At 40.9% G+C, this 12,641-nt stretch carries 9 protein-coding genes; 6 read left to right on the top strand and 3 right to left on the bottom strand.

What is annotated here, in order from left to right:
• Positions 1-362: 362 nt before the first annotated feature.
• Positions 363-2,378 carry a PKD domain-containing protein gene (locus ACQ76V_RS01630; RefSeq protein WP_440998716.1) on the bottom strand — a complete coding sequence of 672 codons (2,016 nt, stop codon included), beginning with the start codon at positions 2,376-2,378 and terminating at the stop codon, positions 363-365.
• A 287-nt stretch (positions 2,379-2,665) separates the two neighbouring features.
• Between ACQ76V_RS01630 and ACQ76V_RS01625 the strand changes: the two genes are divergently transcribed.
• The 3 genes from ACQ76V_RS01625 to pckA all read left to right on the top strand — a co-directional run bounded on the left by ACQ76V_RS01625 (position 2,666) and on the right by pckA (position 8,013).
• Entirely contained in the window at positions 2,666-3,244 is a 579-nt protein-coding gene (locus ACQ76V_RS01625; RefSeq protein ID WP_440998715.1) for a sigma-70 family RNA polymerase sigma factor, read from the top strand.
• 110 nt (positions 3,245-3,354) lie between these two features.
• Positions 3,355-6,072 (top strand): protein kinase domain-containing protein, encoded by a 2,718-nt coding sequence (locus ACQ76V_RS01620; RefSeq protein WP_440998714.1) that lies wholly within the window; start codon positions 3,355-3,357, stop codon positions 6,070-6,072.
• A gap of 342 nt (positions 6,073-6,414) precedes the next feature.
• Positions 6,415-8,013: a phosphoenolpyruvate carboxykinase (ATP) gene (gene pckA / locus ACQ76V_RS01615; protein ID WP_440998713.1), complete on the top strand. Its 1,599-nt coding sequence runs from the start codon at positions 6,415-6,417 to the stop codon at positions 8,011-8,013.
• 66 nt (positions 8,014-8,079) lie between these two features.
• Here the strand turns inward: pckA and prfA are convergent, their stop codons facing one another.
• Entirely contained in the window at positions 8,080-9,195 is a 1,116-nt protein-coding gene (gene prfA, locus ACQ76V_RS01610; RefSeq protein WP_440999021.1) for a peptide chain release factor 1, read from the bottom strand.
• A gap of 141 nt (positions 9,196-9,336) precedes the next feature.
• On the opposite strand from prfA, the gene ACQ76V_RS01605 reads away from it, so the two are divergent.
• The 3 genes from ACQ76V_RS01605 to ACQ76V_RS01595 all read left to right on the top strand — a co-directional run bounded on the left by ACQ76V_RS01605 (position 9,337) and on the right by ACQ76V_RS01595 (position 11,925).
• The gene (locus tag ACQ76V_RS01605) at positions 9,337-10,497 is read left to right on the top strand and encodes a 5-(carboxyamino)imidazole ribonucleotide synthase (RefSeq protein WP_440998712.1); all 1,161 of its coding nucleotides are present in this window, start codon (positions 9,337-9,339) and stop codon (positions 10,495-10,497) included.
• 119 nt (positions 10,498-10,616) lie between these two features.
• Complete coding sequence (purE, locus tag ACQ76V_RS01600) at positions 10,617-11,099, top strand: 5-(carboxyamino)imidazole ribonucleotide mutase (protein ID WP_440999020.1); 483 nt, start codon at positions 10,617-10,619, stop codon at positions 11,097-11,099.
• A gap of 466 nt (positions 11,100-11,565) precedes the next feature.
• Positions 11,566-11,925 carry a hypothetical protein gene (locus ACQ76V_RS01595; protein ID WP_440998711.1) on the top strand — a complete coding sequence of 120 codons (360 nt, stop codon included), beginning with the start codon at positions 11,566-11,568 and terminating at the stop codon, positions 11,923-11,925.
• A 2-nt stretch (positions 11,926-11,927) separates the two neighbouring features.
• On the opposite strand, the gene ACQ76V_RS01590 is transcribed toward ACQ76V_RS01595, so the two are convergent.
• Positions 11,928-12,632: an InlB B-repeat-containing protein gene (locus ACQ76V_RS01590; RefSeq protein ID WP_440998710.1), complete on the bottom strand. Its 705-nt coding sequence runs from the start codon at positions 12,630-12,632 to the stop codon at positions 11,928-11,930.
• Positions 12,633-12,641 lie beyond the last annotated feature (9 nt).

The following is a 12,641-nucleotide window of genomic DNA, read 5'->3' as shown; positions in this document are numbered from 1 at the left end:
GTATTTGTTTTTGCACCTCCAGTAGTATATACGAGACCGAACTCAAAAACAGGTCATATAGCCGTAATCCTGAAAAAATGATATTATATAATAGATAAAACAGGTCAACGAATTTGTTTAATCAATATCTTAAATCTCCCAAGTACCCACCTTAATCGTAAGTCTTTAACCTTTTAGTTAACGCTCCTGAACCATCAATGAATCCCCCCGAGCCATCGGGGAATGCTTGTATTAATTTTTTTATGTATGAACTTACTCATAGCTACTTACTTTAATCATAAAACAGCTCATTAATAAAAAAAAACGGAACGCTATCAACGTCCCGCTTTTATCGGCTATTAAATGCAATTTTGAACTATGTGTTAATCGATTAATAAATTGTCGTTCCCATTATTTGAATAGGTCACATTACTACCCATATTGAGCTGTGCATCTCTACTCTCTCTTACGATGATTCCGTAACTTGCACTATTTTCTATTTGGGCATTGGATAGATTCAGGTATCCGTCATTATAGACACCAAGATTACCGGCATCCAAATAGATAGCCAGATCATCTCCACCGCCATATTCAATTTTTATGTGATCCATTTCATTTTCTACAGACCCAGACGAAACAAGAATGCCACCCCAGGCGCCCGGTACCTCTGATCGGCCAGTAAATATGATAGGTGATTGACTTGAGCCCAAGGCCTTAATTGTACCCGGATTATTTCCGGCAGAAACGATCAGCTTTTTGTCTGTATCCATCTCGAAAAGTGTTCCGGGTTCTATCGTTACACTGTTATTAAATGTTATGGTGCCCGTAACATAATAGGCTCCGTTGTTAAGATTACTCCAGGTTTCAGATCCCGAGGATTCTGTATCCCCTTTATATACCTCCACATCTCCACCATTGAAGTTGGTTTGATTGTCAATTCCACTAATTTGTGTGGGATGTATTAGCATATGGGAATCTGCGTTATTATCGAAGCTGCTGTTCTGCAAGGTAAAGTCTGCCCCTTCTCTTCGGGTTTCGATACCATAACCGGTACTGCCCGTAAAAGATACGTTTCGAAGGGTAAGCTTGGCATTATCAATTACCATATTGCTCTTTCCGAAATAAGTCGCCATTTCTGTACTTCCGCCATAGCTGATATTAACATGCTCCATAATATTGTCAACAGAAGCCGAAACAATTCTCAGACCACGCCATGCGCCTGGTGCCTTGCTGGTTCCGGTAAACACAATTTTGTCGGTTTCAGTACCAACCGCCTCAATAACAGCTCCGTTTCCGACTACAATTCCCGCATCAGCGATAAACTCAAACTCGGCGCCGGCTGCAATTGTTACATAATGATCAAAGTCTACATTATTTACGATTTGATATTTTGCACCATTAAGAGCAGCTACGTTCATATCAACGGTTGTACCACCGCCAAATGCTGTTACATATCCACCGTCAAAGGTACTTCCGGCATCAAAATATCCAATTTGACTGATATGAATATAAGCGTGATCCCCATCATTTTCGGCAAAGATCATGTTTTGCATCGCAAATTCCGAACCATCCCTTCGGGTTTGAATACCATGCTGTCCACTGTTAGTAATGGTAACATCGGCAAGCTGAACTTTTGCTCGATCAATGGTCAGTGCTGCCGCCTCAAAGTATGTACCCGCGGAAGTGCTACCAGCGTATTCTATAATAGTATAACTAATTTCATTTTCTACGGAATTTGAATTAATACGGATTCCTCTCCAATACCCGTTAGATTCTTGTTCACCAGTTAAAGTAATGGGTGCTCCTGACTCACCAGCAGAAACAAGTACCGAGTTATCGGAACTAACCGAAATCCCAGCATCCGAGGCAAATGTAACCGTAACTCCAGGTTCAATGGTTAATTTGGCACCATTTCGTACTTCAATATAATTTAACACTCGGTATTGTTTATCACTGGTCCAGATTTCATCTTCCGTAATATCATCAGTAATCTCAACAATATTTGATTCAGCTGTTATCGTAACATCATCCTGGCTGGATTCTCCATTCCCATCATTTACAGTTACCGTAGCCACATAGTCACCGGCAACATCTGGGGTGAACGTAGGGTTTTCAACCTGAGTATCAGACAGTTGAGCATTACTGCTACTGGGAGTATCTAAATTCCAGCTGAATGAAAGATTATCACCATCAGGATCAGAAGAGCCGGACGCATCAAGGGTAATTTGTTCACCTACATCTTTGGTTGTCGCATCGGCATCGGCCACAGCAGTTGGGGCTTCATTGACAGGAGGGTTGTTAGTATTGTTATCGTCAGTACTTGATGGACTGTCCGAACAAGAGCTAAACAGTACCATCGCCATTATCGAAAAACCAAGTAGCGTTCGTATGATTTTCATAAATTATATTTTTTTAGTTGTATGTATGGTTTAAGTTTCTTTTTGAAAGGGTGATCCCCATCAGAATAGAAATACGAAACCAATTGGTGAAAGGGCTCAAAGAGATCCGGATTATTTTGGGGATATAAAACAGCCCTCCTTTCCTTAATAAGAGAGATAAACAGGCAAACTGGCGTATAACGAAAAATTTATGTTAATTGGCTCAAACTAAATCATCTCCAAAAACACGAGGCATACGTAATAGTGAGAGAATGCCGAAAGATTTGATAAATAAATTACAGACATAAATGGGTACCGGTTCAGAAGTTACAAAACTGCTTTTACGACTTAGGGAAGGAGAAAAAGGAGTATTTGATAAAATATATCCCCTCATCTATGAGCAATTGCATCGGATGGCCTATTCTCATATGGCGCGTCAAAATCCTGATCACACGCTTTCAAAAACGGAGCTGGTGCACGAAGCTTACCTTAAAATGATTGACCAAACCCAGATTGAGTTTAATGACAAGTCTCACTTTTTGGCAATAGCCTCGCGATGCATGCGACAAATTCTCATTGATCATGCAAGAAAAAAGCATGCCCAGAAACGGGGTGGTAAGGAAAAAAACCTAACCTATATTGATGGTATTTTAAATGCTCAAAAACAAAAGACTGAAGAATTTATAAATATCGACGATGCATTAAATGAGCTGGAAAAACTAAACGAAAGACTGGTTAGAGTGGTTGAAATGCGTTTTTTTGGGGAAATGACCATTGAAGAAACAGCTTTAGCACTAAACATTTCAGAAAGTACCGTAAAAAGAGACTGGATGAAGGCTCGGGGATGGCTTTATAATAAATTGAAAGCAAGATTTGAGATAGAATAGATGATCTGTTAGATCTTTTATTTTCGTATATCTATATAAAATAGATCACTGCGATATTCTTCGTTGCCTAACAGTATGTAACTTAAATTCAATTCGGGATTGATACCATCATGAGTGATTTAAACTGGGACAAAATTGAACAGATTGTTGATGAGATTCTTGACCTACCCCCAGGAAAACGTTACGCCTACATTGAAAAAACCTGTGGAGGAAATAAACGTCTGAAGAATGAGGTTACGCAATTAGTGGAATCCATCTTTGATTCCGAAGGATGGCTAAATGACCTAAAAAATCACAAGCATGAATTTTTAGGTGGCATTACAGGAGACTTGGAATCACTGAATACCAACTATGATTTCATAGGTCAACAAGTTGGATCCTATACGATCAAAAAACAAATCGGTCAGGGTGGTATGGGGTTAGTGTACTTGGCTGAGCGTACTGATGATAATTTTGACCATCAAGTCGCGATCAAAATTATTCGCCATAGTCAAGCTACTGAGACTAATATTGAACGTTTCAGAAGAGAGCAACGCATCCTTGCCGGACTTAAACACCCGGGTATTGCCCAGCTCTATGATGGCGGTATTACAGACGACGGTTTTCCATATATCATCATGGAATATGTGTGCGGAGTTCCCATTATTGAATATAGTAGCAAGAATGAGATTTCAATCCGAGATCGAATAGTCCTTTTTAAACAGATTTTAGAGGCTGTTCGCTTTGCTCACGAAAACTTGGTAATACACCGCGATTTAAAACCGGATAATATTTTAGTTGATGAAAGCGGTAATGTTAAAATTCTTGACTTCGGCATTTCCAAACTACTCGAAGATGACGATGACCTTTCTCTTACCCGAACGGGGACCCGCCTTCTGACCCCAAAGTATGCCGCCCCTGAACAAATCAAACAAGAAAATATTACCACTGCTACTGATTTATATTCGCTGGGAGTCATTTTTTATGAGCTTCTTTGTGAACACCCCCCTTTTGACTTAAAGGATCGAACTACATACGAAGCTGAACAGATTATTTTAACAGAGTCTGCAGATAAACCCAGTAAAAAAGCCCCTTCTAAAAAACGTGCTGTACAATTAAAAGGCGATCTCAATGGAATCGCACTCAAAGCAATTCGCAAGGAGCCGGAACAACGGTACCGAATGGCCACTGAGTTTCTGGAAGACTTAAATAATTACCTGAACGGTCTACCCGTATCGGCCCGTACCGATACCTTCAAATATCGGGCCTCTAAATTTGTTGGACGTCATAAGAAAAGCCTAACACTATCCGCCGTTATTATGATGCTGACCATAGGGCTCATCGGGTTTTATACCTGGCGATTGACAGAAGAACGCAATCGCGCTCAAATCCAAAGTGAGCGTGCTGAAGAGATGACAAATTTTCTTCTTTCTCTATTTAGGTCTAATAATCCTAAAGAAAGTGTTGGCGAAGACATGACCGCCAGCGAAATACTCAAACGTGGCTTACAAAAAATTGATTCGAAACCCGTCTCGTCATACAACAAAGCTCTTATTCTGGGATCAATAGGGCAAATTCAATTAAACATGGGCCAAGTAGATGAGGCCAAACCCAATATTAAGCGAGCCTATAAATTAATTTCTGACTCCGTACAAACAGAATCAATATCGACAGCAGATATTTACACTCTAATAGGTAATTTATATCGTGCAGAAGGAAAGCTCGATTCGGCCTTGGTATTTTTCCAAGAATCAGATTCTTTACACCAAAAAATGGGATCGGTCCACACTTCTGAATACCGAGTCAATATTAACAATATTGGCAATGTGTATAATGAACGTGCAGAATACAACAAAGCAATAAAAACATTAGAGAAGATCAATCAGTTTCCGGTCAATAATAATGATTCCAAATCAATCAGCGATAAAGCATACTATTTTAATAATTTAGCTGTAGCATATTCCAAGTTAGGTAACCCTGAAAAGGCTATTGAAAATTATGAGGCCTCATTACAACTAAGAAAAAAAATATATGAACCCAATAATCCCGAGCTTGGACTCACCTACCATAATATGGGGGTAGCCTATATGGGAATGAATCTTAGTAACAAAGCTTATGAATTATTCAACAAGGCCTATCGTATTCGAAAACAGGCGTTAGGTACGGAGCATATGTTGGTAGCTTCCACAGCAAGCGGATTGGCACTCACTGCTCATGAACTCGGCAAATCTGATGAAGCTATCAAATATCACCGGGAATCAATCCGAATTATAAAAAAACAAGCAGGAACTACGCATTACCGTTATGCTCTTGCTCTCCGTAATTATGCCACCCTATTAATAGATTTAAAAAAGTTTATTCAAGCTGAACAAACATTGGAAAAAGCCACCCAAACCATGATTGATGCATTTGGTAAGGAACACGGCTATAATGGGTATCTGGCCTTTACAAAAGCATCCCTTTATAAGGAGTGGAATAAACCGACTAAAGCAAATACCTATTATGAAAAGGGAGAAAAAATATTTCAAGATAATTATGGTTCTTCCTTTTTAGAACTGGGCAAGATTTTAAACAGTCATGGAATATTTAAGTATCAGCAAAATAACTATGAACAGGCTGATGAATTATTACTTCGGGCAGAAGAAATTTTTGAGGACAATGATCAAACCAACACCTTGTATTATGGGAAAAACCAACATTATTTGGGCAAAACCTATTTTGAGTTAAAAGAATATAATTTAGCCCAAGAGTATCTTAAAAAAGCATACCGTATTTTTACTGATCTCAAGGGAGAAACGTTTGACTTAACACTCAACACCAAAAAACTTCTTGCAGAATTTCCACAGTGAAAAATAATGGGCCTTATATGTACCAGTTGCTCAGATGCCAATTGGAAATATTATGATTTGTCCTTTCCAAAAGACTGGTATTGATTAAAAAAAGGATACTTTATTTAGTTATTCATTTAGATCACGTATATAACTTATTTATAAATACCTTGTACTCTTCTTTTGTTATTTAGGCTGTAAGCGCTTTCGATATATAAAGAATTCATATCCTCAAGAGGCACAACACTTTCATGATAATTATGCTTATACTTAGCATCTGAAATTGGTAGCGATTATAACAACCAATTTTTATTTTTGAGCTGGAATAATAAAAACGCTAAAGGAATCTAAAATCACTTATCAATGAGTAAGCATTCACATCCCCGCAGCAACGTTGGACTTGATTATTTAGGGTTAGAAAACAACGAGAAAGCCATTTGGAATCTCACACCTCCTGAGCTTTATGAAGAGGCGATTGAAAATGGAGAGGCCATTCTAACTAAAGACTATGCGCTTCGTGTATTAACCGGCAAATATACCGGACGTTCCCCCAAAGATAAGTTTATTGTTGATCAACCTTCTATTCATGACGACATTGATTGGGGAGAAATCAATCAGCCTACAGATGAGGAAGTTTTTAAAAATTTGTATGAAAAGGTAACCGGTTACATGCAGGACAAAAAACTGTATGTGAAGGATTGCTACGCCGGCGCCGACGAAAAATATCAATTGAATGTACGGGTTGTAAGTGAAGCCGCTTATCATGGGTTGTTTGCGCACAACATGTTTATTCGTCCTACCAATGAGCAGCTTAAAAATCATGAACCTGATTTTACGGTACTGGCTGCACCTAACTTCAAAGCCGATCCCGAGGTAGACGGAACTCGAAGTGAGGCTTTTGTACTCGTTAATTTTGATAAAAAGATTATCCTGATTGGCGGCACGCTGTATTCCGGCGAAGTTAAAAAAGGCATTTTTTCCGTGATGAATTACCTGCTTCCCAAGCAGGATGTAATGGCTATGCACTGTTCGGCCAATATGGATCAAGACGGTGATACCGCAGTGTTTTTTGGGTTGTCAGGTACAGGAAAAACCACCTTGTCATCTGATCAAAGTCGCATTCTTATTGGTGACGATGAACATGGCTGGAGTGAAGACGGTGTATTTAATATCGAAGGCGGGTGCTATGCCAAAACCATCAATCTTTCTGAAGAAGGGGAACCCCTTATTTATGCTACCACCCAAATGCCGGGTACTATTCTCGAAAACGTAGTACTCTACCAAAATCGTGAACCCGATTTTGACGATACCAGCTATACTCAAAATACGCGCTGCTCCTACCCCATCGACTATATTCCCAATGCTGCTGATAGTGGCCAAGGTAATCATCCCAGCAATGTAATTTTCTTAACCTGTGATGCTTTTGGAGTGCTCCCTCCCATTTCCAAGCTGACGCCTGAGCAGGCTATGTATCATTTTATAAGCGGATATACTGCAAAGGTAGCAGGTACCGAACGTGGTGTTACTGAACCACAGGCGACATTTTCAGCTTGTTTTGGTGCCCCCTTCATGCCGCTGCATCCCACAGTATATGCCGAGCTTCTGGCCGACAAGATCCGCAAGCATAATTCAACGGTATGGTTACTTAATACCGGCTGGACCGGCGGATCCTATGGCGAAGGTCACCGGATGAAACTGGGCCATACTCGTCAGATGTTGAGTGAAGCCCTGGACGGCAACCTTGATAATGCCACCTTCGATATTGATCCGGTATTTGGGCTGGCTATTCCTAATGAAGTGGATGGCATTCCAACAGAAGTACTCACTCCTCGAAAAACCTGGAGTGACAAGGAAGCCTATGATGAAAAAGCTGAAGAGTTAGCTGCTATGTTTGCTGAAAACTTTCAGCAATTTGAAGATGAGGCAAGCCAAGAATTAATCAAGGCAGGTCCTACCGTTTAACGATTAGTTATTATTAGTTATTGGTTATTAGTTATCGGGGCTTCCCCGATAACTAATAACCAATAACTATCCTTCCTCCATTACGGCATTCAACTTATCCAGATTATCCTGAACACGCAGCGCTTCAATAACCTCCTCAAGTTCTCCCTTCATAATATCTTCGAGGTTATACACCGTTAAATTAATGCGGTGGTCGGTCAGGCGACTTTGCGGAAAATTGTAGGTTCGAATCTTGGCACTGCGGTCACCGGTAGAAATCTGACTGTTGCGTTCCTGTTCACGTTCCTTGCGAAGTTTCTCCTCTTCTTTCTCATATAACTTTGATCGCAACATCTTCATCGCTTTATCTTTGTTTTGATGTTGCGAACGCTCCTGCTGACATTCTACTACGACTCCACTTGGTTCGTGCGTTAACCGAACTGCTGAATCTGTTTTGTTCACATGCTGTCCTCCAGCCCCACTGGCACGGAACGTATCTACCCGGATATCCGACATATTTACGTCAATATCTACTTCTTCGGCCTCGGGCAATACGGCGACGGTCGCCGCTGACGTATGTACGCGTCCCTGCGTTTCCGTTTCCGGTACGCGCTGCACGCGATGGACTCCGCTTTCATATTTCATTACACCATAGACTTCATCACCCTCCAATTCAAAGTTCAGTTCTTTGTATCCTCCCTTGGTAGACTCGCTAAGGCTCAGGATATTCAGTTTCCATCCTTTTTTATCCGCATAACGACGGTACATATCAAACAGATCTCCTACAAAAATAGCAGCTTCATCTCCCCCCGTTCCAGCACGCAATTCAACAATTACATTCTTGGTATCATCCGGATCTTTGGGAATTAGCTTAAACTTAATATCCTCTTCCAATTGCTCAAGCTTCGGCTTTAACTCTTCCAACTCAAGTTTAGCCATTTCTGTAATTTCTTCGTCATCTCCCTCTTCAATAAGCTCTTTATTACCGGCAATTTGATTTTTTGTTTCTTTCCAATTGTCATAAAGTTCCACCAATTCCTTTAAATCACTATGCTCTTTGGTAAGCTCAGTATAACGGTCCGGATCATCATACACCGATGGATCACTCATCGCCGCTGTTACTTCTTCAAACCGTTCTTTTACCTGCTCTAACTTAGCTTCAATATCCATGTACCTACTTCTTTTGGAAGATGTTTTTAAAATTAACGGCTCTTAAAATACGATACTTTGTGCAAAATTAAGAATAGATAAGCTATTCAAATTACCGTACCAATTTTCTTAATTCCCAGCTGAATAATTATTAAGTTCGGTTCAAATTTCGAAATTATAAATAGCAATAGCATAATGAATAAAAATCCTTTATCCGCAAATTTTAAAATGGGCTTTCTCGGCGCCGGACAGTTAGCTCGAATGTCTGGATTACAGGCTTTTCGGTACGGTATTCAGGTTGGTGTGTTTTCTGATCGGAATGAAAACGAGCCCGTACAATTTATGACCCCACATTCAACCACAGGGTCGTATGATTCAGTGGATGACCTTGCTAAATTTGCCAAATTATGTGATGTTCTGACGCTTGAAAATGAATTTATTGATTCGGCCGTTCTCCGAAAAGCCCAAGAGCAAAGCGGCACAAATATATTTCCCGCCCCCGATAGTTTTGCTAAAATTGAAAACAAACTCATCGAAAAACGTACTTTCGAAAACGCCGGCATTCCGGTTACCCCCTATAAGCTCGTCAAAACGGTAACAGACCTAAAGGAATTTGGCCAAAACTACGGCTGGCCGTATGTGCTCAAATCATCCAAAGGGGGATATGACGGCTATGGAAATGAAACGATTCAAAATCTCGAAGAGGCCAAAAAAGCGTTTAATGACCTTGGCGGACATGACAATCACGATATTGTGGCCGAAGCATTTGTAGATTTTACCCATGAATTGGCTGTGCAGGTTGCCCGCAATGAAACGGGTCATGTAGTATACCCTTGTTGCGAAACAGTGCAAGAAAACCATATCTGTGTGGCTGTAAAATCTCCCGCCCCCGTGGCAACGTCCATCCAACAAAAAGCTCAAGAGTTGGCAGTCAAAGCTACAGAGGCTATCGACGGGAAGGGTATTTTTGCCTATGAGTTTTTCTTAACCAAAGAGGGAAACCTGCTGCTCAACGAATCGGCTCCCCGTCCCCATAATTCAGGACACTACACCATCGAAGGGTGTGTAACCTCACAATTTGAAAATCATGTCCGTGCTGTAATGGGCCTTCCACTCGGCTCATCCGAATTGCGTGCCCCGGCTGTGGCCATGATTAATCTGTTAGGTACCGATGAGCGCGATACCCAAGTTGATAATGCATTAGAGGCATTAACTGCATCCGACGGACATCTCCATGTTTATGGCAAACTCGATAGTCGTCCAGGTCGAAAAATGGCCCACTACACCCTATTGGGTAACGACATGGAATCCACTTACAAAAAAGCTCAATCCTTAACTGATGGAATTCGAATTTAGTTTTAGGATCGTTGAGGCTTATGGGTTAAAGTTCAAAATAACCAAGCTTTTAACATTCAACCTGATTCTGTATCCTTTATCATAATTAAATTCCAATAAAATCAAACAGAATGAGTAATATAGATCCTCTGGTTGGCGTAATCATGGGCAGCGACAGTGATTGGCCAACGATGAAAGCAGCCTGTGAAATATTAGATGACTTTGAGATTCCCTATGAAAAAAAAGTGGTTTCAGCCCACCGAACCCCTGATGACATGGCTCAATACGGCAAAACAGCTCGTGATCGGGGTATTCAAGTAATTATTGCAGGTGCCGGAGGCGCCGCTCACCTGCCAGGAATGACGGCCGCTCACACTACCCTGCCTGTTATTGGCGTTCCCGTTAAAACAAGCACACTAAGCGGACTTGATAGCCTCTACTCTATTGTGCAAATGCCTCCGGGTGTTCCTGTAGCAACCGTAGCTATTGGCAAGGCAGGCAATGCCGCTCTGTTGGCTATTCGCATGCTCAGCACTACAGACAATGAGCTTGACGGTAAATTATCAGAATATCACAGTAAGATGGCCGAAGCCTCGCGGGCTAAAACCCAAAACCTGAAGTAAGGTTTTATGCATCGCCACGAACAGGATTTCTTGATGCGGCAGATCTAATATCTTACGCAACTGCTTCAGCAGATCATATTCAAAAAGAACCAAAACCAATATCAAGAAGCCATAGAAGAAATCCAGAATGCATTATGCAGGCTCACCAAAGATCATCCAAAGAAATTTTACGAGCTTGGCTTTAAGCAAACACTTGAGCTTTTTACCTATGATGATACTTTTAAATCTGAGTTAGCTTTAGCCGTTGCAGATCTGCTTGTTGAACAGGGAGATCTGCTATTCGAAGAATCATTCAAACGTTCTCAAAAATCTATGGGACAAGCGCTCATTTTGTATAGAAGATCTTTACAAGACTCAGAAGCTTCTGTTCCATTGGATATCGAGCATAAAATTGATAATCTTAAAAAAAGAGTGTTGGCGAACCACCTTGAGCAAATAAATAATATTCTGAATTAATCGGGTAACCGTGGCTGAGTATAGTGAGAAACTGGAAGATTTATTAGATCACCATCTAATTGCCAATGAAGAGCTGGAAAAAAGAAAGGAAGGCGGCGGTGTAGGTTATCTCATTAACGGAAATATGTGTCTGGGTATTTATGAGGATCTGCTTATAGCCCGAATTGGAGAGCAGCTGGCATCATCATTGACCGATCGTCCCGGCATCAGAAAATATTTACCGGATCAGGGGTTATATGATGACTTTATCATGATCGAAGAAAAAGTGTACTCACATTCCAAAGCCCTGCAAAAATTTATTGATCAAAGCATAACCTATACCGGCAAATTACCGGCTAAAGATCACGGCAAGTCGCAACAAGATTCATAACATCAGTTACTAACAATATATAAGGTATTTACGGATGTATCCGTTACATCATAAGTGGTGTTAGCCTTCATATCCACTTCAAATGTGGGATTTATGGGATCATCGGTAAGGGTAAGCGTCCCTACATGAGTTGTCCCGGTAAAATCCCAACTAAGCGTAATACTCTGTCCTTCTTGAGGAGCAAACTCTATCTCCCAGACGGTCTGCTCTTCTTGTACCGCTCTGTAATCTTCACTTAGTGCGTAATCGGGGATGTTAAATCGTCGATAAAATGCTCCATCGGGTGGAGTTACATTCGGCAATTCCACATCAATGCCGCTGTCAAAGCCGGCGGTAGCATCGGTATTCATCCCAAAAACCAATTGCTTACTGTTTAAACCATCGGTTACCGTAACCTTATTGCTAAAAGCTTTAGCCGGAATTCTGTAGTTAGCAGTAAGATTCATATTCTTGGTAATAGCAAAAGTGATGGAATCTTTCTGTGCGGTGGTATCTCCGCTCCACCCAGTAAACTGCCATTGCGAATCAGCAGACTGTGTAGTAACCGTAATTTCTTTACCTGCTATATAAGTTCCTATCGGTGGATTTACCTCTCCTGCCTCTTCCGGATTTACTGAAGCCTGCATCTCAACCAAATCGGTATCCTCCTGGATAGGACAATTGGTCAGCATAAAGCTAAGCAGCAATGATATCAGTAATAATCGCATCAGCTAATT

Origin of the sequence: Fodinibius sp. SL11 (genome assembly GCF_052060035.1) — a bacterium.
GTDB lineage: Bacteria > Bacteroidota > Rhodothermia > Balneolales > Balneolaceae > Fodinibius.
The sequence above is the reverse complement of the archived record's forward strand: the minus strand, read 5'-3'. Positions and strand labels throughout refer to the sequence as shown.